Origin of the sequence: Actinomadura litoris (genome assembly GCF_009733595.1) — a bacterium.
Taxonomy (GTDB): domain Bacteria; phylum Actinomycetota; class Actinomycetes; order Streptosporangiales; family Streptosporangiaceae; genus Spirillospora; species Spirillospora litoris.
In genome coordinates, this window is sequence record NZ_WOFH01000003.1 from 596,948 (window position 1) to 620,106 (window position 23,159).

General features: G+C 74.1%; 29 protein-coding genes and 1 tRNA gene. 20 read left to right on the forward strand and 10 right to left on the reverse strand.

The window, feature by feature from the left end; translation table 11 throughout:
* Entirely contained in the window at positions 1 to 576 is a 576-nt protein-coding gene (locus GNZ18_RS10375; protein ID WP_156216014.1) for an isochorismatase family protein, read from the reverse strand.
* 42 nt (positions 577 to 618) lie between these two features.
* Positions 619 to 1,965: a nicotinate phosphoribosyltransferase gene (locus GNZ18_RS10380; protein WP_156216015.1), complete on the reverse strand. Its 1,347-nt coding sequence runs from the start codon at positions 1,963 to 1,965 to the stop codon at positions 619 to 621.
* A gap of 95 nt (positions 1,966 to 2,060) precedes the next feature.
* Here GNZ18_RS10380 and clpS point away from each other — a divergent pair, with 95 nt between their 5' ends.
* The 17 genes from clpS (at position 2,061) to GNZ18_RS10460 (ending at position 13,749) form a co-directional block, all read left to right on the forward strand.
* The gene (gene clpS / locus GNZ18_RS10385) at positions 2,061 to 2,357 is read left to right on the forward strand and encodes an ATP-dependent Clp protease adapter ClpS (RefSeq protein WP_156216016.1); all 297 of its coding nucleotides are present in this window, start codon (positions 2,061 to 2,063) and stop codon (positions 2,355 to 2,357) included.
* 17 nt (positions 2,358 to 2,374) lie between these two features.
* Entirely contained in the window at positions 2,375 to 2,905 is a 531-nt protein-coding gene (locus GNZ18_RS10390) for a DUF2017 domain-containing protein (protein WP_156216017.1), read from the forward strand.
* Between the two features lie 144 nt (positions 2,906 to 3,049).
* Positions 3,050 to 3,946, forward strand: a complete 897-nt coding sequence (locus GNZ18_RS10395) for an MEDS domain-containing protein (RefSeq protein ID WP_156216018.1) — start codon at positions 3,050 to 3,052, stop codon at positions 3,944 to 3,946.
* 54 nt (positions 3,947 to 4,000) lie between these two features.
* The gene (locus GNZ18_RS10400; RefSeq protein WP_156216019.1) at positions 4,001 to 4,822 is read left to right on the forward strand and encodes an MEDS domain-containing protein; all 822 of its coding nucleotides are present in this window, start codon (positions 4,001 to 4,003) and stop codon (positions 4,820 to 4,822) included.
* Positions 4,819 to 5,823, forward strand: coding sequence for an anti-sigma factor RsbA family regulatory protein (locus tag GNZ18_RS10405; protein ID WP_156216020.1), 1,005 nt, complete (start codon positions 4,819 to 4,821; stop codon positions 5,821 to 5,823). The genes GNZ18_RS10400 and GNZ18_RS10405 overlap by 4 nt, the downstream gene beginning before the upstream one ends.
* A 58-nt stretch (positions 5,824 to 5,881) precedes the next feature.
* Complete coding sequence (locus GNZ18_RS10410) at positions 5,882 to 6,310, forward strand: M67 family metallopeptidase (protein WP_156216021.1); 429 nt, start codon at positions 5,882 to 5,884, stop codon at positions 6,308 to 6,310.
* A gap of 48 nt (positions 6,311 to 6,358) precedes the next feature.
* Positions 6,359 to 6,487 (forward strand): hypothetical protein, encoded by a 129-nt coding sequence (locus GNZ18_RS43085; RefSeq protein ID WP_281377911.1) that lies wholly within the window; start codon positions 6,359 to 6,361, stop codon positions 6,485 to 6,487.
* 127 nt (positions 6,488 to 6,614) lie between these two features.
* Positions 6,615 to 6,887 carry a MoaD/ThiS family protein gene (locus tag GNZ18_RS10415; RefSeq protein WP_156216022.1) on the forward strand — a complete coding sequence of 91 codons (273 nt, stop codon included), beginning with the start codon at positions 6,615 to 6,617 and terminating at the stop codon, positions 6,885 to 6,887.
* 20 nt (positions 6,888 to 6,907) lie between these two features.
* Entirely contained in the window at positions 6,908 to 7,855 is a 948-nt protein-coding gene (locus GNZ18_RS10420) for a PLP-dependent cysteine synthase family protein (RefSeq protein WP_156216023.1), read from the forward strand.
* Between the two features lie 126 nt (positions 7,856 to 7,981).
* Positions 7,982 to 8,770 carry a thioesterase family protein gene (locus tag GNZ18_RS10425; protein WP_156216024.1) on the forward strand — a complete coding sequence of 263 codons (789 nt, stop codon included), beginning with the start codon at positions 7,982 to 7,984 and terminating at the stop codon, positions 8,768 to 8,770.
* A 199-nt stretch (positions 8,771 to 8,969) separates the two neighbouring features.
* Positions 8,970 to 9,836, forward strand: a complete 867-nt coding sequence (gene murI, locus GNZ18_RS10430) for a glutamate racemase (protein WP_156216025.1) — start codon at positions 8,970 to 8,972, stop codon at positions 9,834 to 9,836.
* A gap of 29 nt (positions 9,837 to 9,865) precedes the next feature.
* Positions 9,866 to 10,615 carry an MBL fold metallo-hydrolase gene (locus GNZ18_RS10435; protein ID WP_214617211.1) on the forward strand — a complete coding sequence of 250 codons (750 nt, stop codon included), beginning with the start codon at positions 9,866 to 9,868 and terminating at the stop codon, positions 10,613 to 10,615.
* Between the two features lie 68 nt (positions 10,616 to 10,683).
* Positions 10,684 to 11,403: a ribonuclease PH gene (gene rph / locus GNZ18_RS10440; RefSeq protein WP_156216027.1), complete on the forward strand. Its 720-nt coding sequence runs from the start codon at positions 10,684 to 10,686 to the stop codon at positions 11,401 to 11,403.
* The gene (gene rdgB, locus GNZ18_RS10445; RefSeq protein ID WP_214617210.1) at positions 11,400 to 12,008 is read left to right on the forward strand and encodes an RdgB/HAM1 family non-canonical purine NTP pyrophosphatase; all 609 of its coding nucleotides are present in this window, start codon (positions 11,400 to 11,402) and stop codon (positions 12,006 to 12,008) included. The genes rph and rdgB overlap by 4 nt, the downstream gene beginning before the upstream one ends.
* An 80-nt stretch (positions 12,009 to 12,088) precedes the next feature.
* A complete protein-coding gene (locus GNZ18_RS10450) occupies positions 12,089 to 12,691 on the forward strand; it encodes a hypothetical protein (RefSeq protein ID WP_156216028.1) in 603 nt (200 codons plus the stop codon).
* Positions 12,692 to 12,707: 16 nt separating this feature from the next.
* On the forward strand, positions 12,708 to 13,226 hold the full coding sequence (locus GNZ18_RS10455; RefSeq protein WP_214617208.1) for a SigE family RNA polymerase sigma factor: 519 nt from the start codon (positions 12,708 to 12,710) through the stop codon (positions 13,224 to 13,226).
* Positions 13,216 to 13,749, forward strand: coding sequence for a hypothetical protein (locus GNZ18_RS10460; protein ID WP_156216030.1), 534 nt, complete (start codon positions 13,216 to 13,218; stop codon positions 13,747 to 13,749). Before GNZ18_RS10455 ends, GNZ18_RS10460 begins: the two co-directional genes overlap by 11 nt.
* Before the next feature lie 2 nt (positions 13,750 to 13,751).
* Here GNZ18_RS10460 and GNZ18_RS10465 read toward each other — a convergent pair whose 3' ends face one another.
* From GNZ18_RS10465 to GNZ18_RS10485, 5 genes are all read right to left on the reverse strand, one after another.
* Entirely contained in the window at positions 13,752 to 14,603 is an 852-nt protein-coding gene (locus GNZ18_RS10465; protein ID WP_156216031.1) for an MEDS and STAS domain-containing protein, read from the reverse strand.
* Between the two features lie 89 nt (positions 14,604 to 14,692).
* Positions 14,693 to 15,610 carry an anti-sigma factor RsbA family regulatory protein gene (locus tag GNZ18_RS10470; protein WP_156216032.1) on the reverse strand — a complete coding sequence of 306 codons (918 nt, stop codon included), beginning with the start codon at positions 15,608 to 15,610 and terminating at the stop codon, positions 14,693 to 14,695.
* Complete coding sequence (locus GNZ18_RS10475) at positions 15,610 to 16,575, reverse strand: MEDS and STAS domain-containing protein (protein ID WP_156216033.1); 966 nt, start codon at positions 16,573 to 16,575, stop codon at positions 15,610 to 15,612. The genes GNZ18_RS10470 and GNZ18_RS10475 overlap by 1 nt, the downstream gene beginning before the upstream one ends.
* Positions 16,576 to 16,655: 80 nt before the next feature.
* A complete protein-coding gene (locus tag GNZ18_RS10480; protein ID WP_312874419.1) occupies positions 16,656 to 17,657 on the reverse strand; it encodes an anti-sigma factor RsbA family regulatory protein in 1,002 nt (333 codons plus the stop codon).
* A gap of 108 nt (positions 17,658 to 17,765) precedes the next feature.
* A complete protein-coding gene (locus GNZ18_RS10485; protein ID WP_156216266.1) occupies positions 17,766 to 18,395 on the reverse strand; it encodes a TetR/AcrR family transcriptional regulator in 630 nt (209 codons plus the stop codon).
* Positions 18,396 to 18,486: 91 nt separating this feature from the next.
* On the opposite strand from GNZ18_RS10485, the gene GNZ18_RS10490 reads away from it, so the two are divergent.
* Together GNZ18_RS10490 and GNZ18_RS10495 are read left to right on the forward strand one after the other, a co-directional pair.
* Positions 18,487 to 20,031, forward strand: coding sequence for an MFS transporter (locus tag GNZ18_RS10490; RefSeq protein ID WP_156216035.1), 1,545 nt, complete (start codon positions 18,487 to 18,489; stop codon positions 20,029 to 20,031).
* Positions 20,032 to 20,079: 48 nt separating this feature from the next.
* Positions 20,080 to 20,163, forward strand: a tRNA-Leu gene (locus GNZ18_RS10495).
* A 46-nt stretch (positions 20,164 to 20,209) separates the two neighbouring features.
* Here the strand turns inward: GNZ18_RS10495 and bcp are convergent.
* Positions 20,210 to 20,677 carry a thioredoxin-dependent thiol peroxidase gene (gene bcp / locus GNZ18_RS10500; RefSeq protein ID WP_308165996.1) on the reverse strand — a complete coding sequence of 156 codons (468 nt, stop codon included), beginning with the start codon at positions 20,675 to 20,677 and terminating at the stop codon, positions 20,210 to 20,212.
* A gap of 188 nt (positions 20,678 to 20,865) precedes the next feature.
* Between bcp and GNZ18_RS10505 the strand changes: the two genes are divergently transcribed.
* On the forward strand, positions 20,866 to 21,177 hold the full coding sequence (locus tag GNZ18_RS10505; RefSeq protein WP_156216037.1) for a DUF3618 domain-containing protein: 312 nt from the start codon (positions 20,866 to 20,868) through the stop codon (positions 21,175 to 21,177).
* 51 nt (positions 21,178 to 21,228) lie between these two features.
* On the opposite strand, the gene GNZ18_RS10510 is transcribed toward GNZ18_RS10505, so the two are convergent.
* Together GNZ18_RS10510 and GNZ18_RS10515 are read right to left on the reverse strand one after the other, a co-directional pair.
* On the reverse strand, positions 21,229 to 21,900 hold the full coding sequence (locus GNZ18_RS10510) for an SIMPL domain-containing protein (protein ID WP_156216038.1): 672 nt from the start codon (positions 21,898 to 21,900) through the stop codon (positions 21,229 to 21,231).
* 40 nt (positions 21,901 to 21,940) lie between these two features.
* Positions 21,941 to 23,125 (reverse strand): alanine racemase, encoded by a 1,185-nt coding sequence (locus GNZ18_RS10515; RefSeq protein WP_156216267.1) that lies wholly within the window; start codon positions 23,123 to 23,125, stop codon positions 21,941 to 21,943.
* Positions 23,126 to 23,159 lie beyond the last annotated feature (34 nt).

A 23,159-nucleotide genomic window follows, 5' to 3' on the forward strand; every position in this document is an offset into this window, starting at 1 on the left:
TCAGGGGCTCACTACGGGGGTGCCGGTGAGGGTGACGCCCGCGTCGTTGAGTTCGTCCAGGGCTCTGTCGGCGGTGGGCTTGGCCACGGCGGCGGTCAGGGTTAGGAGGACCGTGGTGTTCAGGCCCGCGCGGACGGCGTCGAGCGCTGTTGCTCGGACGCAGTGGTCCGTGGCTATGCCGACGATTTCCACTGTGTCTATGTGCCTGGTCGCCAGCCAGTCGGCCAGGGGGACGTCGTCGTCGGTGGTGCCCTCGAAGCCGCTGTAGGCGGCGGATTCGCGGCCCTTGCTGAAGACCGCCTCGATGGGGGCGAGCGCCAGGTTCGGGTGGAAATCGGCGCCGGGGGTGCCGATGACGCAGTGCGGCGGCCAGGTGTCGACGTAGTCGGGGGTCTCGGAGAAGTGGCCGCCGGGGTCCAGATGGAAGTCGCGCGTCGCCACGATGTGCGCGTAGTCCGGACGGTGCGCCGCGACGTGGCCCGAGATCGCCGTGGCCACGTCGGCGCCGCCCGTGACGGCGAGTGAGCCGCCCTCGCAGAAGTCGTTCTGGACGTCCACGATGATCAGAGCCTTCATGGCCTCTCCCTTCCCTACGGTGGACGCTACCCCAGGCGCCTCTCAGTGGCGCGGGCCGCCGTCGATGAACTCGGTGGGGACGGCCGGTTCGCCCTTGGAGAGTTGCAGCGCGGTGGGCGGGAGCTCGGCGATGGACGCGGCGTGGCGCTCGCGGGCGGCCTGGAGTGGTTCGCGGCCCACTACCTCGCCGTCCCGGACGAGGGGGGCGAGGAGGACGCGGTCGTTGGGGCCCGGGGCCGGCTCTCCCGTGGTCACCATCTCGGCGTAGGCGGTGCCTCGGCCGTCTATGCGGCGGACGGCTGCCTTGCGCCCGCCTCGGCTCGGCTTGCCCGGGGAGCGTTTCGCCACGGGACGCATAGGGGCGGACGGGGTGTCGGAGCGGGCCACGAGTTTGTAGACCAGGGAGGCCGTGGGCGCGCCTGAGCCTGTGACCAGGGATGTTCCCACGCCGTAGCCGTTGACCGGGGCTGCCGCGAGGGCCGCTATGCCGTACTCGTCCAGGTCGCCGGTGACGACGATCCGGGTGTCGTGGGCCCCCAGGGAGTCGAGTTGGTCGCGGACGCTGCGCGCCATCACGCCCAGGTCGCCGCTGTCTATCCGGACCGCGCCGAGGGAGGGCCCGGCGAGTTCCACGGCCGTGCGGACGGCCCGTTCCACGTCGTAGGTGTCGACCAGGAGAGTCGTGCTCTCGCCCAGGGAGGCGAGTTGTGCCTCGAACGCGTGCCGCTCGCTGTCGTGCAGGAGGGTGAACGAATGCGCGCTGGTCCCCGCCGTGGGGACGCCGTAGCGACGTCCCGCCTCCAGGTTGGAGGTCGTCGCGAAACCGGCGATGTAGGCGGCGCGGGCCGAGGCCACGGCGGCGTGTTCGTGGGTGCGGCGGGAGCCCATCTCGATGAGGGGGCGGTCCTGTGCCGCCTGGGCCATCCGGGACGCGGCGGACGCGACCGCGCAGTCGTGGTTCAGGATCGACAGCGCGATCGTCTCCAGCAGGACCGCCTCCGCGAACGTCCCTTCGACCACCAGGATCGGCGATTCCGGGAAGTAGCAGTCGCCTTCCGAGTAACCCCAGACGTGTCCGGAGAAGCGGTAGTTCTCCAGCCATTGCGCGGTGGGCTCGTCCACGATGCCGTTCGCGGTCAGGTACTCCAGCTCGGCGCGGCCGAACCGGAACGCCTCGATGGCGTCCAGCAGCCGTCCCGTACCGGCTACGACGCCGTAGCGGCGGCCCGCGGGCAGGCTGCGCGCGAACACCTCGAACACCGCGCGGCGGTCGGCGGTGCCGCTGCGCAGCGCCGCCTGGAGCATCGTCAGCTCGTAGCGGTCGGTCAGCAGGGCGGTGCCGTCACCAAGGTCCACAAGTGGAACCTTACGGCTCACTGTGTGCACCATGGACGTGCAGGCCATCACACCCGGCCGGACGCATAGCATCGGGGACTGGGCGGACCGACCGACGGGGAAAGGGGAGACACGGCCAAATGAGCGCCATGAGCACGGCGCCCGCGCCGGTCGAGCTGGAACGGCCGGACGTGGCGGAGGACGTGAGCTCCGACCGGCCCTGGCTGGCGATCGTGTGGAACGACCCGATCAACCTGATGTCCTATGTCACGTATGTGTTCCAGACCGTCTTCGGATACGGGAAGTCCAAGGCGGAGAAGCTGATGCTGGACGTCCACCACAAGGGCCGCGCGGTCGTGGCCAACGGCACCCGCGAGGAGATGGAACGAGACGTGGAGATCCTGCACTCCTACGGGCTCTGGGCCACCGTGAAGCGGGACGACTGAGAAGCCTGGGCGCGTCAATGAGCGATGTGAAGAAGACCCGGCACGGGATCAGGGTCCGGCTGGAGGCCGAGGAGACCGCGCTGGTCCGGGCGCTGATGGAGCAGCTGATCGCGCTCATCGGCGACACGCCCGGCGACTCCGGGGAGGGGCTCGCCTCGATCGGCATCTCCGAGAACGCCACCAAGTCCGACGACCCCGTCCTCGCCCGGCTGTTCCCCGACGCCTACCGCGACGACGGCGAGGCGGCCGGGGAGTTCCGCCGCTACACCGAGATGGGGCTGCGCGACGGCAAGCGGGAGGCCGCGGCCACGGTGCTGGGCTCGCTCGGCGAGACCGGCTCCGACACCGTGCTGGACGACAAGCAGGCGCAGGCGTGGCTGCGCGCGCTGAACGACGTGCGGCTCGCGCTCGGCACCCGGCTCGACATCGGCGAGGAGTGGTACGAGGAGGCCGCGCGGCTCGACCCGCGCGACCCGCGCACGCCGATGTTCGCCGCCTACGACTGGCTCACGATGCTGCAGGAGGGGCTCGTCCGCGCCCTCTGGTGATCTCGGCCGTACCCGGCCACGGACGACATCACCGATTGTCGGGACGCCGGTGCGGGGCGTGGCTAGCGTGGGACGCGGGTCCTCACCCCCGCGGGGCGCCGAGGCCCCGCCCGGACGAGCCGACACCGCACCCCGGAGGCCCCGATGTCCGCACAGCACAAGGCCGTCGGCGACATGCGGCTCGGCGACCACCTGTGCCTGTTCTTCGACAACGACGAGGAACGGCGGTCGATCATGGCCGACTACGTCCGGGACGGCGTGCGCGCGGGCCACAAGGTCATCTACATCTCCGACGCGGTCGGCGCCCCCGACGTGCTCGGCTGGCTGCTCGGGGAGGAGCGGGCCGTGCCCGGGGCCGAGCTCACCGAGGCGATGGAGGCGGGCCACTTCGTCGTCCGCACGGCCGAGGAGACCTTCCTCGCCAGCGGGCGCTTCGACCCGCGCGAGAGCCTGGAGCTGATGGCGACGGAGATCGACCTCGCGCTCGTCCAGGGGTACCGCGGGGTGCGGATCGCCGGGGAGGCGCGGTTCTCGCTGCGCCGCTGGCCCGGCACCGACCAGCACGGCGACTTCGAGCGGATGCTCGACGAGGTCTTCATGACCGACGACCTGAAGGCGATGGCGATCTGCCAGTTCGACCGGCGCTGGTTCGGCGCCGCGCGGCTGGCCGACCTGGAGTCCTGCCACATGGGCCGGGTGCGGGTGAACGACTACCACGACGACGGGACGCTGCGCATCACGCCGATCTTCGGGCCGCCGGGGGCGGAGCTGGCCGGGGTCATCGACGCGGCGACGCGTCCGGCGGCCGAGCGGGTGCTGGAGTCGATCTCGACCCGCACCGGGCTGCTCTGCCTGGACCTGGGCGGCCTCACCGACTGCGACGAGGGCGGGCTGCGGCTGCTGACCCGCGCCGACCGCCCCGACCTCGGCCCCGACCGGGGGCTGCTGCTGCGCGCCGTGCCGCCGGTGATCGCCGAGCGGCTCCGCTCGTCCGGGCTGGTGGCGCTGCCGGGCGTGTCGGTCGAGGACGCGCCCGGCTGACCCCGCTCCCCGTTGGTACCTTGGCGGCTGACCGGCGCTCCCTGAGGAGGTCGCATGGCGCACCCCGAGCAGTCCCGCACGGCGGTCGGCGCGATGCTCCCCGGCGACCACGCCTGCCTTGCCTACGACCATCCGGCGGAACGTGACGCGATCATGACGGCGTTCGTCTGGGACGGGCTGCGCGCCGGGGACGCCGTCCTCTACCTCGCCGAAGCCGGGCCCGACACCGCGAAGCGGCGGCTGCGCGCCGTGTTCGGCGCCGACGACCGCATCGAGGTCCTGCCCGCGTGCGGCGACCCGCGCGCGGCGGTCCGGTCGGCGTTGCGGCGCGGGTACGCGGGCGTCCGGCTCACCGTCGAGGCGTCGGCCGCGCCGCGCGGCCGGCCCGGCACCGCGCGGTTCGCCGCGTTCGAGGACGCGGTCGACCGGCTGGTCGGCGCCCACCGCCCCCGGGTGACGGCGCTGTGCCAGTACGACCTGCGCTGGTTCGACGCCGGGCGGCTGCCCGCGCTGGAGGAGCGGCACGGCGCGCGCGTCCGCGCCGACGACGTGTTCGACGACGGCGTCCTGACGATCGCGCCGCTGTTCGCGCCGCCCGGCCTGCGGCTGTCGGGCGTGCTGGACGCCTCGACGCTGCCCGCGCTCGTCGCGGCGCTGCGCGACCTGGACGAGGGCGCCGCGCACCTGTGCCTCGACCTGTCCCGGCTCGACTTCTGCGACCTGGAAGGGGTGCGGGGCCTGGTGGAGGCCAACCGGTCGACCGCCGTGCTCGACCGGCAGATCATCCTGCGTGCGACGCCCGGCTGCGTGGAGTTGATGCTGCGCGTGTCCGGCTGGCGGGACTCGCCCGGGATCGTCCTGGAGGCCACCGGATGATCGGGTTCTCCGCAGAGCCGCCCGCCCGGCCCGTGGCCGACCACACGGCCGCGCCCGCCCCGGGAGAGGGCGCCGACGTGCTCGTCCACCAGGCGCTCGTCTACCGGACGCGGCGCGAGCTTGAGCTGACCGCCGTCCCCTACCTGCGCGCGGGATGCCGCGGCGGCGAGGCGGTGGTGGTCGTCGCGGCGCCGGAGGTGACCGCGTTCCTGGGCGGGCGGCTCGGCGCCGAGACCGCCTCCCATGTCGAGTTCCTCGACGCCGGGGGCTGGTTCGGGGGCCCGATGCACGCGCTGGCCACCTGCTTCGACCGCACGCGCGCCGACTGGTGGCCGCGCGGGCGGGTGCGGCTGCTCACCGAGCCGGTCTGGACGGGCCGCACGGCGCTGGAGGTCCGCGAGTGGAAGCGGCACGAGGCGATCCTCAACGTCGCCTTCGCCGGGACGCCGACCGCGATCATGTGCCTGTACGACGCGTCCGCGCTGCCCGGGCACGTCGTGGCCGACGCGTCCCGCACCCATCCCGAACTCGCCGGGCCGGACGGGAGCGTGCCGAGCGCGCACTTCACCGACCCCGCCGACTTCTACGACGAGTGCAACACGGTCCCGCTCTCGCAGCCGCCCGCGGCCGCCGCGTGCAAGGCGTTCTCCACCGGCGAGCTGCCCGCCCTGCGCGACTTCCTCGCCGCCGAGGCGGGACGCCTCGGGCTGCCCGGCGACCGCTCGCTCCCGTTCGTGCTGGCGGTGAACGAGGTCGCCACGAACATCATCCGCGAGGGCGGCGGGCGCGGCGCGCTGTGGGTGTGGGCCGAGGACGGCGAACTCCTCTGCGACGTCAGCGACCCCGGCCGCGTCCTCACCGACCGGTTCCTCGGCTACGCGCCGCCGCACGGACGGCGCCGGCACGAGGCCGCGATGTGGGCCGTCCGGCGGCTGTGCCACATCGTCGAGATCCGCACCGGCGTGGACGGGACGCGCCTCCGCATGCACGTCAAGCTGTGACCGACCCCGTGTCCCCCGGCACCCGGGCGCCCCGGCGGCGCCCGGTAATCTTCGGGGCATGCTGAGGATCGAACGCGCCCTCGTCGACAAGATCATCGCGCATGCGCGCGCCGACCACCCCGACGAAGCCTGCGGGATCGTGGCGGGGCCCGCCGGGTCGGACCGGCCCACCCGGTTCATCGCGATGACCAACGCCGAGCGTTCGCCGACCTACCACAACTTCGACAGCCGGGAGTGGCTCCAGGTCGACCGGGAGATGGACGACAACGACGAGGAGATGATCGTCCACTACCACTCCCACACCGCCACCGCGGCCTACCCGTCCCGCACCGACCTCGCCTACCTGCGCTCGCCGCTGGCCGACCCGCGCGTCCACCGGCTGCTGGTCTCCACCCGCGACCCGGACGAGGCGGAGGTCCGCTCCTACCTGCTGGTGGACGGGGAGATCGTCGAGGAGGAGGTCGAGATCGTCGAGTCCTACGGCTGAGGGCGCCGGGCGCTGACGTGCGGGAGAGGGGCCGGTAAACTGGTCGTCATGGGGACGAGCGGGCACAGGGCGGGCGCGCGGCGCCGGGTCCGCGCCGCGCTCAACGCCGCCGTGCCGCCCGTGCAGAGCTTCCTGTTCGGGCACTCGCGCGCCGAGGTCGTCTACGACTGTCGCTGACGCGTGTCTCCGCCGCGCAGCGCCGTGCCGCTGACGCGCCCGAATCCAGCGCCCGGAATTCCCGCGCGCCCCGCCCGGTTGTCACGCTGGGGCGGGGAGCCCCGTACGACCTAAGGAGATCATCGCGATGGCGATCGAGGTCCGGATCCCGACGATCCTGCGCAACCTCACCGACGGCGCCAAGGCCGTCGACGGCAAGGGCGGCACGCTCGACGAGCTGTTCGCCGACCTGGACGCGCGCCACCCCGGCCTGCGCGCCCGGCTGGTGGACGACGGCAAGCTGCGCAAGTTCGTCAACGTCTACCTCAACGACGAGGACGTGCGGTTCCTCGGCGGCCTGGAGACCCCGGTCGGCGACGGCGACAACGTCACGATCCTCCCCGCCGTCGCCGGCGGCTGAGCCGGCCGCGGGCAGATCTCATGCGCTTCGACTCGCTGCTGGACTCCCTCGGCGGCACCCCGCTGATCGGGCTGCCGCGGCTCTCGCCGTCCGCCGACGTCCGGCTCTGGGCCAAGCTGGAGGACCGCAACCCCACCGGCTCGGTGAAGGACCGGCCCGCCTTCCACATGATCGAGAAGGCGGAGAAGGACGGGCTGCTCACGCCCGGCTGCACGATCCTGGAGCCGACCTCGGGGAACACCGGCATCTCGCTGGCCATGGTCGCCAAGCTGCGCGGCTACAACATGATCTGCGTGATGCCCGAGAACACCTCCGCCGAGCGCCGCCAGCTGCTGGAGATGTGGGGGGCGCGGATCATCTCCTCCCCGGCGGCGGGCGGCTCGAACGAGGCCGTCCGCGTCGCGAAGGGCCTGGCCGCCGAGAACCCCGACTGGGTGATGCTCTACCAGTACGGGAACGAGGCCAACGCGCTCGCGCACTACGAGACGACGGGCCCGGAGATCCTCGCCGACCTGCCGTCGGTCACCCACTTCGTCGCCGGGCTCGGCACGACCGGCACGCTGATGGGCGTCGGGCGCTTCCTGCGCGACCACGTCCCCGGCGTGAAGATCGTCGCGGCCGAGCCCCGGTACGGGGAGCTGGTGTACGGGCTGCGCAACATCGACGAGGGCTTCATCCCCGAGCTCTACGACGACTCCGTCCTGACCACCCGGTACTCGGTCGGCTCAAGGGACGCGCTGCGCCGCACCCGTGAGCTGCTCGAACAGGAGGGCGTCTTCGCGGGGATCTCCACCGGCGGCGCGCTGCACGCCGCGCTCGGCATGGCGGCCAAGGCCGTCAAGGCGGGTGAGCGCGCCGACATCGTGTTCGTCGTCGCGGACGGCGGATGGAAGTACCTGTCCACCGGCGCGTACGGCGGCACCCTGGAGGAGGCCGAGGCGCGCCTGGAGGGCCAGCTCTGGGCCTGATCCCGGATCCGGCGCCGGCCTTCCCCAGCGAACGCGGTTCGGTCGGCGCGGTAGAGTCTCGTCCTGGAACGTGATTCTAGAACCGTGCCGGCCGCACGCCGCCGCGCGGGACCGGGGAGGGTACGGATGAGCAGGTTCGGGGACTCCACCGCCGTCCGGCGGGTGGCCGAGGGGCGGTACGAGACCGTCCTGGACGGGGCGTTCGGGTTCGCCGACGCGATCAACGGCGGCTACCTGATGGCGATCCTCGGCCGCGCCGCCGTGGAGGTCTCCCCGCACGCCCACCCCGTCTCCACCGCCGCGACCTTCCAGCGCGTCGCGCGCCCCGGCCCCGCCGAGGTGATCGTCGAGCCGCGCAAGGTCGGCCGCACCGCCGCGACGTCGCTGGTCACGCTCGTCCAGGACGGGCGCCGCGCGGTGGACGCGCTGATCACCACCGGCACGCTCGACGGCGCCGCCGAGCCCTCGTGGAGCGACACCCCGCCACTCCCGCCGCTGCCGCCGCTGGAGGAGTGCGCCGACTACCAGCCGGACCCGGGCGACGAGGGCATCGCCACCCAGCTCGACATGCGCTTCGACCGCGCCACCATGGGCTGGCTGGACGGGCGGCCCAGCGGCAGGCCGGAGATCCGCGCCTGGTTCCGCTTCCGCGACCCGCACGAGCCCGACGCGCTCGCGCTCGCGCTCGCCGTGGACGCGCTCCCGCCCGTCGTCTTCAACCTCGGCGTCAAGGGCTGGTCGCCCACCGTCGAGCTGACCTGGCACCTGCGCGCCGTCCCCGCGCCGGGCTGGCTCGCCCTGCACGGCTCGGGGCGGCTGCTGTCGGGCGGCTGGTTCGACGAGGAGGTCGAGGTCTGGGACTCCGCCGGACGCCTCGTCGCGCAGAGCCGGCAGATCGCCCGCGAAGGGCGCTGACCGCTTCCCCATCCGGACCGGGAATTGCGGACGCGCCCCCTCCCGGATCCGGCGTGAGGCGTTTCACCGGCGTTTCGCCACGTCCGGCCGAACGACCAGGCGCGACCCGCGTGAACTGCGCCTATTTCCTGGGGATGACCATGTGATGTACACCGCATGGCGTGCTTCCGCGTCGCGAACTCGCCTAGCCTTGGACACCATGTCAACGTCACCGGGCGCGGATGCCCCGATCGGCATCTTCGACAGCGGCTTCGGCGGTCTCACCGTCGCGCGGGCCATTCTCGACCAGCTCCCCGACGAGCCGATCCTCTACCTCGGTGACTCCGCGCGCCAGCCCTACGGGCCGCGCCCGATCGCCGAGGTCCGCGCGTTCGCGCTGGAGATGCTCGACCGGCTGGTCGAGGAGGGCGTGAAGATCCTCGTGATCGCCTGCAACAGCGCCAGCTCGGCGATGCTGCGCGACGCGCGCGAGCGCTACGACGTCCCGGTCATCGAGGTCATCAACCCCGCCACCCGGCGTGCCGCCCGCGCCACCCGCAACGGGCGGGTCGGGCTCATCGCGACCGAGGCCACCGTCAACAGCCGCGCCTACGAGGACGCCTTCGCCGCCGCCCCGCACATCGACCTCGTCAGCGCCGCCTGCCCGCGCTTCGTCGAGTTCGTCGAGGAGGGCGTGACGATGAGCCCCGAGCTGCTGGACGCGGCGCGCGGCTACCTCCGGCCGATCATCGACGCGGGCTGCGACACGCTCATCCTCGGCTGCACCCACTACCCCCTCCTCACGGGCGCGATCTCCTATGTGGTCGGCGATGGGGTGACACTGGTATCGAGTGCCGACGAGACCGCCAAGGACGTGTACCGGGTGCTGCATGACCGTGGGCTCGCCCGCGCGGAGCCGACGCCGGAGCCGGCGCACCGCTTCCGCGCCACCGGCGACCCCGGCGTCTTCGCCGCGCTCGGCCGCCGGTTCCTCGGGCCGGAGATCGGCGCGGTGGAGACCGGCGCCGTCCCCGTCCATCGTCCCCCCTCGGCCGGTACCGCCCTGAGCAAGGCACTGACCACCTGATTCCTCGGGGACACAAGGGAGGAGCGAGCGTGCGGGTCACTGTGATCGGCTGCTCCGGCAGTTTCCCTGGGCCGGACAGCGCCGCGTCCAGCTACCTCGTCGAGGCGGAGGGGTTCTCCATGCTCCTCGACATCGGCAACGGCTCGATCGGCGCGCTGCAACGCTTCCACGGCGTGCTCGACATCGACGCCATCTGCATCACGCACCTGCATCCCGACCACTGCCTCGACCTCACGGTCTACTGGATCGCGCGGACGTACTGTCCGGGCGGCCCCGCCCCCCGCATCCCGGTCTACGGCCCGCGCGGCACCGCCGAGCACATGATCAAGGCGTACGAACTGGACCCGAACCCGGGGATGACCGACACCTTCGACTTCCGCGACCTCGTGACCCGGCCGACGGGCATCGGCCCCTTCACCGTGACCGCCGCGCGGATGAACCACCCCATCGAGGCGTACGGGCTGCGCGTCGAGCACGGCGGGCGCGTCTTCACCTACTCCGGCGACACCGGGCCGAGCGAGACCCTCGTCCGGCTGGCGGGCGGCTCCGACCTGTTCCTGTGCGAGGCGGCGTTCGCGCAGCGTCCCGGGCTCCCGCCCGACATGCACCTGAACGGGCGGGAGGCGGGCGAGCACGCCGAGCGCGCCGAGGCCGGACGGCTCGTGCTCACCCACCTGCTGCCGTGGAACGACCCGGCGCAGACGCTCGCCGAGGCCAAAGCGAGCGGCTACCGGGGCCCGATCGAGCTGGCCGAGGTCGGCACCGTCTACGACCTGTGAGGCCGGGCGAGCGGCGACGCCGCGGCCGCCGCGCGTGCCGCCGCCGGGCGTGCCACTAAGGTGGGCGCATGCCTCGCCCCGATGATCGCGCATCCGACCAGCTCCGTCCCGTCCGCGTGCAGCGCGGGTGGCTCGACCACGCGGAGGGGTCGGCGCTGATCGAGTTCGGCGGCACCCGGGTGCTGTGCGCCGCCTCCGTGCAGGACTCGCTGCCCCGCTGGCGGCGCGAGAGCGGCCTCGGCTGGGTCACCGCCGAGTACGCGATGCTGCCGCGCGCCACCAACACCCGCAACGACCGCGAGTCGATCCGCGGCAGGGTCGGGGGCCGCACCCACGAGATCTCCCGGCTGATCGGCCGCTCGATCCGCGCGTGCGTCGACTTCAAGGCGCTCGGGGAGAACACCGTCCAGCTCGACTGCGACGTCCTGCAGGCCGACGGCGGCACCCGCACCGCCGCGATCACCGGCGCCTACATCGCGCTCGCGGACGCGGTGTCGTGGATGCGCGGCCGCCGGCTGCTGCGCGGCGAACCGCTGATCACCTCGGTGTCGGCGATCAGCGTCGGGCTGGTGGACGGCGAGGCCCGCCTCGACCTGTGCTACGAGGAGGACTCGGCCGCCGAGACCGACATGAACGTCGTCTGCACCGGCGACGGGCGGTTCGTCGAGGTGCAGGGCACCGCCGAGGGCACCCCGTTCGACCGCGCCGAGCTGGACGCGCTGCTCGACCTCGCGGCGGGCGGCTGCGCGGAGCTCACCCGCATCCAGGCCGAGGCACTCGCACGGTGACCCGGATCGTCCTCGCCACCCGCAACGCGGGCAAGGTCGCCGAGCTGCGCCGCATCCTGTCCGGCATCGACGTCGCGGGCCTCGACTCCTTCCCGGACGCGCCCGAGGTGCCCGAGACCGAGCCGACGTTCGAGGGCAACGCGCTGCTCAAGGCCCGCGCGATCGCCGCGCACACCGGGCTGCCCGCCGTCGCCGACGACTCCGGCCTGTGCGTGGACGAGCTGAACGGCATGCCGGGCGTGCTGTCGGCCCGCTGGTCGGGCCGGTTCGGCGCCGCGTCCGGCGACCGGGACGCCGCGAACCTCCAGCTCGTCCTCGACCAGCTCGCCGACGCCCCCGACGGGCGGCGCGGCGCGTCGTTCGTGTGCGCCGCCGCGCTCGTCCTGCCGGGCGGCGTCGAGCACTGCGTCGAGGGGCGCATGCGCGGCGCCATCATCGACGCGCCGCGCGGCACCGGCGGCTTCGGCTACGACCCGGTCTTCGTTCCGGAGGGCGGGTCCCGCACGACCGCCGAGATGTCCCCGGAGGAGAAGGACGCGATCAGCCACCGCGGCCGCGCGTTCCGCGCCCTGGCCCGACTCCTCCCCGACGCGCTCGTCTACTAGGAAAATCGGGGGCGTGACAACCCGCGTGGGACGGGTGGGGGTTATTGGGGGTGTAACGATGTCCTCCCCCTAGGAGCAACATGATCGACAAGGGTCGCGTCCGCCGCGGGCCGATGCTCGTCCTGGCCGGGCTCGGCGGGACGGGCGTCCTCGCCGCAGGGCTCTGGCTCGCCACGGGCGCGAGCGGTTCGCCCGAGGCCGCGCCGGTGGCCGCCCGGGGCGCGCTGGCGACACGGACGCTGGCGCCCAGGCCCGTGCCCACGCCCGTGTGCCCGACGCCGACGGCGAAGGTGCCGCGTCCGGTGCCCCCGACGTCGAAGGTGCCGCGTCCACGGCCCTCGACCAAGGCGCCGCACCCCGTGCCGACCGCGTCGAAGCCGCCGCGCCCCCGGCCGTCGGACCAGCCCTACCCGACGCCGACGGCCTCGAAGCCGCCGCGTCCGACGCCCACCGGCACGCCGCACCCGACGCCGACCGCGTCGAAGCCGCCGCGTCCGACGCCGACCGCCAAGCCGCCGCACCCCACGCCGACCGCCAGGCCGCCGCACCCCACGCCGACCGCCAGGCCGCCGCACCCGACGTCGACGGCCAAGCCGCGCCCCACCTCGACGGCCAAGCCGCGGCCCACCGCGGCTCCCTCCGACGGGGCGCACTGCGGCTCGGCGCCCGGCCAGCGGGGGTAGGTGCGGTCTGTCCACCGTGAGCACCCAGGAGACCCGCGGGGCGGAGAGCACGTTCGAGGAGTTCGTGAACGCCACCGCGGGTCGCCTGCTGCGCACCGCCGTGTTCCTCGTCTACGACCGCCATCTCGCCGAGGATCTGCTCCAGACCGCCTACGAGCGGGTCGCGCGGCGGTGGCGGCGCGTCGCGGCGGGCAATCCCGAGGCGTACACGCGCAAGGTGCTGGTCAACCTCGCGATCGACGAGAACAAGCGGCGGGCCCGGCGGCGGGAGCGGCCGGTCGGGTCGGTCGCGGACGTGGAGCGCCTCGTCCAGGCCGCGCCGCCGGGGGCCGGCGGGGGAGAGTTGGACGAGGTGCTCGGCGCGCTGCCCGCCAAGCAGCGGGCGGTGCTCGTGCTGCGCTACTGGTGCGACCTCAGCGAACAGGAGATCGCCGACACGCTCGGGATCTCCCGGGGGACGGTGAAGAGCCACACCTCGCGGGCCATGTCGGCGCTGCGGGAGCGTGTGAAGGGGGGCCGGGTCCATGGACGATGACCTCGACGCCCTGCTGCGCGAGCACTACCGCGCGGCCGCCGACCGGATCGAGGTCGGCCCGCGGAGCGTCCGCCGGTTCCAGGACGCGGGCCGGGAGGCGGGCGGGGACGGGGGCGCGATGCCGCTGCGGAGCCTCGCGCGCCGCTGGGCGCCCCCGCTGCTCGCCGCCGCCGTCACGGCGGCGGTCGTGGTGGCCGTGGCGCTCCTGCTGTGGCCGGGCCAGGGCGGGACGCGGAGTCCCGAGCCGCCGCGCCCGCTGGCGCCGCCGGAGTCTCCGGCGGCGTCCGTCCCGCCGGTCCCGTCGGCGGTGCCGAGTTCGCCCACCCCGTCGCGCACGGCGGGGACACCGGGCCCGTCGGACATCTCGGGCACGCCGCGCTCGCAGGGCCCGACCAGGAGCGGAGCGACGGGAAGGCCGACGCCGACGGCGACGGGTTCGTCGCCACCGCCGCCGACGTCCTCACCCGACCCGGGGCCGACGCAGCGGCCCGGCCGGTCGACGCCCACGCCGTACGGGCGTTGAGGTCAGGTTCGGCCGAGGCGCAGGCCGGGGAGCATGTCCCAGCCGACGGTCTCCAGCACGGCGCGGAGCTGCGGCGACACGCGGTCGAGGACGATCCCGCCGGGCCCTTCGCGGCTCGCCGCGATCGCGGCGAGGATGTTGATGGCGCCGAGGTCGATGAAGTCGAGCCGGGCGAGGTCGAGGTGGAGGTCGCCGCCCCCGGCGCGGGAGGCCGAGGCGGTGAGCTCGCGGTCGAGCACCGTGTGCCGGGACGCGTCCAGCTCGCCCGACAGCGCGAGCCCGGCGGGACGGAACGTCCGCACGATCCGGAGCACCGCGTCCTCGAACTCGGGGTCGGGCGCGGCGAACACGGTGTGCCCCTCGCCGAGCGCGTCCGGCTCGCCGGGGTTGCAGCGGCGCCGGTCGAACTGGCAGAGCGCCATGACCTGGGTGCTCGGCGGCACGGTCCGCTCCAGGTGGCGCTCGAAGTACAGCACCCGCTCCAGCCCGGCGGGCGAGCGCAGCGCGCGGGTCAGGTCGGCGGCGACGCGGATCGCGCGGTAGCCGTCCCGCGCGGCGCGGTCGATCTCGGCGGCCGCGGCCGCGACGGCCGCCGCCGGGTCGAACGTGCCGCCCTCGCGCGGCCCGGCGGGCAGGAAGGTCAGCGTTCCGGCGGGCGCGTCGGCGGGGACGCCGGGGACGGCGTCGCAGGCCGACCCGGCGAGGTAGACGACCTTCTCCTGCGCGAGCAGCCCGTCGCGGACGAACGCGCCGGTGATGTGCCGCTGCTCGTCCTCGCCGCCGTAGAAGAGGCACGCGTGATCGCCGGGCCGCAGGTCGCGGACCGGCCGGTGGATGGACCAGAGGGTCTCCATGACGCCTCCAGGTTACGGTGCGGCGACCCTCCGCAGGGGGCGCTCGCCCACCGGGGTTTGCCGCTATCTGAGACCCAGAACGAAACCGGTCACCGGCGGACGCGCAGCCGCACGAACGTGCCGTCCCACCCGGCGCGCAGCTCCATCAGATCGACCAGGAGCCGGACCGTCCACAGCCCGAAACCGCGTTGCAGCGCCGACCCGGGCGGGATGAAGCCGGTGAGCGGGCTCGGCCGCCAGAAGCCGTTGTCGCCGATTTCGCAGACGAGGTCGGCGCACTCGCGCCACACCCACAGCCCCATCGGCGGGATGCCGTGCTGGAGCGCGTTCGCCGCGACCTCGTTGGCGGCGGTGACGAGGTTCTGCGCGGGCTGGCGGGCCAGGCCGTGCGTCAGCGCCCGCTCGGCGACGAACGAGCGCAGCGCGTGCAGGTCGTGGCCGTCGATCGCCAGGTACTCGGCGTCGCACGGCCGCGCCGGGCGGCGGCCCCGGTCGCATTTCGCGCCGAACGTCGCCGGGTCGACATAGGAGTCGTTGCCGCCGGTGCGGCCGTCGCACAGCAGCAGCGGATGCGTCCGCCGGGCCTCGTCGAGCACGCGCGGGGGCAGCGACCCGGTGTCGTAGGGGCACAGCGCCCGCGCGCCCGAGCCCGCGAACACCACGTTGATCAGCGACTCGTAGCGGATCCACTCCAGCGTCTGCCGGTCGTCCCAGCCGTCCCAGACGGGCTCGGCCAGCGCGCAGACGCTGCGCGGCGCGCTCTGCGCCACGATCGTCTGGTAGTCGCGCAGGGTGCGGACGGGATGCCGGTAGAAATCCGCCGAGTCGAAGTAGGCGATGGCGGCGCCCTTCGGCTCGAAGACCTCGCGCAGCGCGGACAGGTTGGGCTCGCGCACCACCGCGACCACGGCCTGCCCCCGCTCCAGCCCCGACCGCAGGTAGGGGACGGTGACCGACAGGAAGTCCGCGTGGTCGTCGTACAGGAACGCCCGGTGCTCCAGTGTCATCAGAGGACGTCCTCCGTCTCCGGGAGCCCGTCGCCGCCGCGGGTCAGGCCGGGCAGCCGGTGCCAGCCGACCATCTCGATGACGTTCTCGACGTCGGGCGGGAGGTGGTCGAGGACGAGCGCCTCGTCGGCGTGCAGCCGGGTGGCGTGCTGCGCCAGCAGGCCCAGCCCGCCGAGGTCGATGAAGCCGAGCCGGGAGAAGTCGAGGTGGACCCGCCGCCGGGCGGTGCTCACCTGGGCGAGCTTCTCGGCGAACACGGCGTGTCTGGCGGCGTCGAGTTCGCCCTCGACGCGCAGCCCGTTGGGCTCGAAGGTGCGCACGATCTTCAGGATCCCGTCGTCGAATTCGGGGTTCACTTCCACCAGGACCTCGTGGGTATCCCGTAGGGCGACCAGCTGGTCGCGCGGGCAGGCGCGCCGGTCGACCTGGCAGATGGCCATCGCCATCGTGCTGGGCGACACGGCGTCGCCGACGCGGTGCTCGCAGCCGAGCATGCGCGGCAGGCCGGCGGCCTCCGGACCGTTCAGCACCCAGCTGTGGTCGGTCGTCAGCCGGACGGCGCGGAAGCCCTGCCCGAACGCCGCCTCGACCTCGCGGGACAGGGTGTCGAGCATCATCGCGGGCTCGAAGCCGCCGTCGCGGTCGAGGCAGGCGTCGCGGCGGGCGATGACGCGCAGCTGGCCCGTCCTGGTGTAGGCGGCGAGGCCGGCGCGGAGGTCGGCCTGGGAGTCGGCGTCGGCCGGGTCGCCCGCGCGGACGCCGGGGCGGGGAGCGGGAGTCAGCCCCGGCAGCGACTCGGGCGGCAGGTCGGTGACGTAGACGACCTTCTCGTTCGTCTGCAAACCCTCGCGGACGAAGGGGCCGATGACGGCGTCGCGCTCGGCGGCGCCGGAGTAGGCCAGCCAGGCGTGATCGCCCGGTCGTACGGCGCTGACGGGTCGCTTGGCGAACCAGGGTGTCTCCATGGCCTGCCCATCGAGGTTGTCACGGATTCGTCCAGGGTACGCCGGTCCCGCGGTTTTGGAAGCCCAACGCATATGTTCGATCACACTCCGTTGACGCTCTCCGCCGGCACGGCCGGTAGCGCGAGCCTCAGCCGGACGGTCGTGCCGCCGTCACCGGCGCGAATCTGGACGATCGAGCACAGCAGGCGGACCGCCCACAGCCCGAACCGTCCGCCGCCCTCCGCGCCGGTCTCGCCGCCCGTCCCGTCCACGGCGGGCCGGGGCGGGACGAGCCCGTAGGCCGCGCCGGAGGGCCACCGCCCCTCGTCGGTGACCTCGCACACGAGCGCGGGCCCGCCGGACGCGTCGGTCCACAGCCGCAGGACGATCGGCGGCTCGCCGTGCCGCAGCGCGTTGGTGACGACCTCGGTGACCGCGACCAGCAGCCGCTGGACGCCCTCCTCGGGCAGCCGCGTCTGCCGCGCGTAGTCGCTCACGTAGGCGCGCAGCCAGTACAGGTCGGGACGGTCGATCTTCAGCGCGTCGGCGTCGCCGGGCGGGGGAGGCAGCGGCTCGCCGTCGCAGAGCGCGCTGTAGGCCCAAGGGTCCATGTAGCCGGGGTTCGCCACGGCCCGGACGCCGCGCAGCGACTCGGGGTGGGTGCGGCGCGCGGCGGCGACGACGCCCGCCGGGAGCGAGGCCGCGTACGGGCACAGCAGCGACGCGCCGGTGCCCTGGAACGCCACGTTCACGATCGCCTCGACCCGCTGCCACTCGATGACCTCCAGCGGCGGGCGCGACGCCCACACCGGGTCGCCGAGCACGCGCAGCCGCCGCCCCTGCCAGGCGGTGTTGTCGGCGTCGCCGAGGCAGTCGGCGAGCGTGCGGGTCGGGTGGGCGTACCAGGTCGCGGCGTCGGCGAACTCGACCCCGGCGGCGGCCGGGCCGAGGGCGTCGCGCAGCAGCTCCTCGCGTCCGACGCCGGTGACCGCGACGACCCGGTCGCCCGCGTCCACGCCGTCGCGCAGGAAGGGCAGCGCGCCGCCGAGGAACTCGTCGACCCCGTCATAGGGCAGTACGCGGTGGGTGAAGGAAGCGCTCACGGTGGCCCACCCGGTTCTGATCACGATGATCATGGCGATGCCGTCCACCCGGCGCGGGCGGACGCACCCAGCGTAGGCCGCGCGGCCCCGCCGCGCAGGCCGGGAATTTCACATACCGCGATTCGGGACAGGACCGAAATGTCCCTCCGGGCGGGTTCGCCGTGCCAGCGCCGCCCGCAGGCCCGGAGCGAACCGCGCGATTAATTCATCCGCCGGCATGGAGGCGACCGGCTCCACGGCCAGCACATAGCGGACGAAGATCACCCCGGCGAGCTGGGTGCCGAACGCGGCGGCGCGGCCCCGGGCGTCGACGCCGCCGATGTGCTCGGCGATGCGGTCGATCATCTCGTGGCCGATGACGTCGCGCAGCAGCCGGACCAGCTCGGGATCCTGCGTCGCGGCCGTCACCATCAGGCGCAGCGGGCGTCCGCTGGCGGGGTCGTCCCAGGCGCCGAGCAGTGCCCGCAGGACGCGTTCGGGCAGCGTGGCGGGGTCGCCGGGCAGCGCGGCGGCCAGCACGTCGGGCGGGTTGGCCAGGAGCCCGAGGACGGCGCCGAACAGGCCCTTCTTCGAGCCGAAGAAGTAGCTGATCAGCGCCGCGTCCACGCCGGCCTCGGCGGCGATCGAGCGCATCGTGACGGGCCCGTACCCCTCGGCCAGGAACCGGCGGCGCGCCACCGCGAGGATCTCCTCCCGGGTGTGCGAGCCGCCCGCCCGCCGCCCCCGCGATTTATTCATCACGGTTGAAATATAGCCCTCCCGAGGACGAGATTCGAGGTGCCGCGCAGAGCGGCAGGCCCAGTCCAGGCCCAGCTCAAGGAGGCTTCCGATGGCCATCACCCCACCGGCACCGGGCGGGACGCGGCGGGGCGTGCTGCCCGCCGTGATGCTCGCCCTCGCCACCGTCGTCTCGGCCGTGGCGTCCCTCAACACGGCGGTGCCCTCCATCGCCCGCGACACCGGCGCCACCCAGACGCAGCTCGCCTGGATCATCGACGCCTACGCGCTCGTGTTCGCCGCGCTGCTGCTCCTCGGCGGCGCCGTCGGCGACCGCTACGGCCGCCGCCGCGCGCTCGCCGCCGGGCTCGCGGTGTTCGGCGCCGGATCGGCCGCCGCGATGCTCGCGAGCGACCCCGGCTGGCTGATCGCGATGCGCGGCGTCCTCGGCGTGGGCGCCGCGCTGGTGATGCCCGCGACGCTGTCCACGATCACCGCCACGTTCCCGGCCGAGCGGCGGACCCGCGCGGTCGGCGCCTGGGCGGGCGTCGCGGGCGCGAGCGCGATCTTCGGGCTGCTCGTCTCGGGCGGCCTGCTGGAGGCGTGGTCGTGGCGCTCGGTGTTCGCGCTGAACGTCGCGCTGTCGGTGGTCGCGCTGGCGGCGACGCTCGCGGTCGTCCCCGAGTCGGCCGACGCGGCGGCGCCGAGGCTGGACGTCGCCGGCGCGCTGATCACCGTCGCCGGCCTCGGCGCGGGCGTCTACTCGGTCATCGAGGCGCCCGCCGAGGGCTGGACGAGCGCCCGGACGCTGCTCGGCCTCGCGGTCGCGGTCCTCGTGCTCGCCGGTTTCGTGGCCTGGGAGCTGCGCCGGCCGAACCCGCTGCTCGACCCGAGGCTGTTCCGCGTCCGCGCCTTCTCGGCGGGCGCCCTCTCGCTCACCGTCCAGTTCTTCGCGTTCTTCGGGTTCGTGTTCGTCGTCCTCCAGTACATGCAGCTGGTGCGGGGCGACAGCGCGCTGCTCGCGGCGGTGGGGCTGCTGCCGATGGCGGTCACGATGATGCCGTTCGCGCGCGGCGCCGCGCCCCGGCTGGCGGCGCGGGCGGGGGCGCGGCCGGTGGTCGTCGCGGGGCTGGCGCTGGTCGCCGCGGGCATGCTCGTGCTGTCGCGGCTGGACGAGGGGAGCGGCTACTGGACGCTGCTCGCCGGGCTGATCCCGCTCGGCGCCGGGATGGGCCTCGCGATGCCCCCGGCCACGGCGGCGGTCACCGACGCGCTGCCGCCGGAGAAGCAGGGCGTGGGCTCGGCGATGAACGACCTGGCGCGCGAGCTGGGCGGGGCGCTCGGCATCGCGGTGCTCGGCAGCCTCGTCCAGTCCGCCTATCGGGCGAACCTGGACCCCGAGGGCCTTCCCGCGCCCGCCGCCGAGCAGGCCAGGACGTCCCTCGCGACGGCCGCCCGCCTCGGCCCGGACGTCGCGGCGCAGGCGCGGGCGGCGTTCGCGGACGGGATGCACGTCGCGTTCCTGTCGGCGGCGGTCGCGCTCACGGTCACGGCGGCGGTCGTCGCGGTGCTGCTGCGCCGTCCCGCGTCCCGGGACGGCGAAGTGCCCGGGACGGACACAGACCCGTCCCGGGCGCGCACCAATCTCCTTGCCTGACCGGCGGCGCGGAACGCTAAGCTGAACGCGCTCCCTCGCGGAGCGCCCGCGGGCGTGGCGAAGCAGGTATACGCGGCAGGTTTAGGTCCTGTTGGTGGAGACACCGTGGGGGTTCGAATCCCCCCGCCCGCACCCTCCCAGGTGCCGCCCCGGGCGCCGCGCCTCCAGGGCCGCCGCCTCAGACGCCGAGGTCGCGGCGGAGGCGCTCGACGTGGCCGGTGGCCTTCACGTTGTAGTACGCCTTCTCGACCTTGCCCTCGGCGTCCAGGATGAAGGTCGAGCGGATCACGCCGACGACGGCCTTCCCGTAGAGCTTCTTCTCGCCGTAGGCGCCGTAGGCGCGCAGCACCTCGGCGTCGGGGTCGGACAGGAGGGCGAAGGTCAGGCCCTCCTTCTCGCGGAACTTGGCGAGCTTGGCCGGGGCGTCGGGGGAGACGCCGACGACGGTGACGCCGGCGGACTCCAGGTCGGCGAGGCTGCCCTGGAAGTCGACCGACTCCTTGGTGCAGCCGGGCGTCATGGCCGCCGGGTAGAAGTAGAGGACCACCCGCTTCCCGCGCAGGGAGGCCAGCGACACCGGGGTGTCGTCGGCGTCGGGAAGCTCGAAATCGGGGGCGACGTCGCCCGGCTCTAGCCGCTGGGACACCCTGTCCCGCCTTTCGCTCGGTGAGGATCCACTCGGTTGGTGGATCCAACGGTACCGCCCGGGGTGCGGGCGGGCGTCCGGGGGGAAGACCTGCGACACTGTTCGGATCATGCACGACACCGTTCGTGCATGGCTGTTCGTGCACAACTGTTCGGATCACGCATGGCCCGACACGATAAGGACACGGCATGGCTGACAGGGCCCGCGACCCGGAGGCGCTGGAGCGGCAGATCGAGCGCACCCGTCTGGAGCTCGCCCGCACGATAGACGAGCTCGCCGACCGGGTGAACCCGAAGAACGTCGCGCGGCGGGGCGCCGACCGGTTGAAGGAGGAGGCCGCGCACGTCGCGCAGGCCGTCGGCGCGATCGTGCGGCCGGACGGCGAGGGCGACGGCGAGGAGCCGGGCGGCCCCGACCGGCGGCTGCTGCTCGCGGGCGCCGGAGTGGCGGTCACCGTGACCGTCCTCGTGCTGTGGCGCCGCAAGCGCAAACGCCGCTGATCCAGGAGGAGGGGGCGCCGGGCCCGCGGCCGGCGCCCTGGCCGCCTCCGGTCAGTCCAGGGCGGGGGCGGTCGCGGTGAAGCGGGCCTCGACGGCGGCGCGGACGGTCTGCGTGGCCGGTTCCAGGTCGATCGACTCCGGCTCGCCCGGCGCGCCGCCGGGCGCGAGCCCGTACGCCGAGGCGAGCGCGACCCGCGGCGCGGCCGAGTCGCCGCTGGTCAGTCCCTCGTCGGCGAGTTCGACCAGGCCGGTGAGGCGGGCGCCGAGCGCCTCGGCGTAGCTGCGGGCGCGGGCGACGGCCTCGTGCACGGCCTGCCGGGCGGCGCGCCCGTGCACCTCGCTGTCGCGGCGCAGCGCCCAGTCGGGGCCGTTGACCGCGGTGCGCTCCAGGTCGCCGAGCCGGGTCACCAGCTCGCCGAGCACCGCGAAGTCCGCGACGGTGATCTTGATCCAGGCGGTGCCCTGGTAGGCGCGGATGTCGCCCTCGCGCCGCCGGTACCTCAGCAGCGGGGTGATCGACAGCCCGCCGGTCTCCACCTTCTCGACCGCCTCGCCGTAGGACCGGACGAGGTCGAGGCAGCGCTGGTTGCGCTCGACGAGGCGGTCGAGCGCGGTCCGCCGGTCGTTCTCCTGCGACTGGACGTACACCGACAGCCGCGCGATCTCCGGGTCGACCTCCAGGACGGCCTCGCCGCGGACACTGATCAGGGGAGCGTCGCTCATACCGCCCAACCTAGACCGTCACAGTCCCCTGGCAGGCCCGTCAGAGGAAGGTGCGGCCCTCGCCACGGTAGGTCGGGACGGTCCGGACGAACCGGTCGCCCTCGATGAGGTGCACGTCGGCGAACCGCTCGCACAGCTCACCGGCCTTGGTGTGCCGGAACCAGACGCGGTCGCCGATCCGCAGCGTGGCGGCGGCGCGTCCGAGCAGCGGCGTCTGCACCTCGCCCGCGCCCTCGTCGCGGTGGTAGGACAGCCCCGTCGGCAGGTAGGGCTGGGGCAGCCGGACGCGGTCGCCGGGCCCCGAGGCGAGGTAGCCGCCGCCGAGGCAGGTCACGACGTCCGGCCCGGGGCGGCGGACGACGGGCAGCGCGAACAGGGCGGCGGGCCGTCCAGTGAACCCGGAGTACTGGTCGAACAGGTGCGGGTGGTAGAGCCCGGACCCGGCGGCGATCTCGGTGACGGCCCGCTCGGCGGCGGTCGACTCGACGCTGCCGGTGCCGCCGCCGTTGACGAACTCCAGGTCGGCCAGGTCGCGGACGGCGCGGACGATCGCGGCGCGCCGCCGGGCCAGCTCCAGCCGCGACCGCCGCTGCATGGCGCGGATGGCGCGGGCGCGGGCGGGGCGTCCGGGCGGCGCGTCGCCGACCCCGGCGATCTGCGACTCGTAGGCCGTCAGCCCCACGAGGGCCAGCGACGGGCGCTTGAGGATCTCCTCCGCGAACGCGCCGACCTGCGCGGCCGTGTGCAGCGGGGAGCGCAGCGCGCCGAACCTGACCCGCCCGCCGAGCGTCCGGTAGGAGGCGTCGATGTCGATGCAGACGCGGACCGGGCGGCCGCCGCCGGCGCGCTCGATCATGTCGAGGTGCTCGGACGAGTCGACCATCAGCGTGATCGCGCGGGCCGCGCGGGGGTCGGCGGCCAGCTCGGCGATCGCGGCGCGGTCGGCGGTGGGGTAGGCGACGAGGATGTCGTCGCTGAGCCCCTCCCGCGCGAGCCACAGCGCCTCGGGGAGGGTGAACGCCATGATCCCGGCGAAGCCGTCCATCGCGAGGACCTCCTCCAGCACGGCCCGGACGCGCACCGACTTGCTCGCCACCCGGATCGGCTTGCCCGCCGCGCGGCGGACGAGGGCGGCGGCGTTCGCGCGCAGGGCGGCGAGGTCCACGACGGCGAACGGAGCCTCAAGCCCGCCGGTCGCGGCGTCGTAGCGGTCGCGGAGGTTCATGGCGGTCACCCCGCAAGAGTACGCCGAATATGAA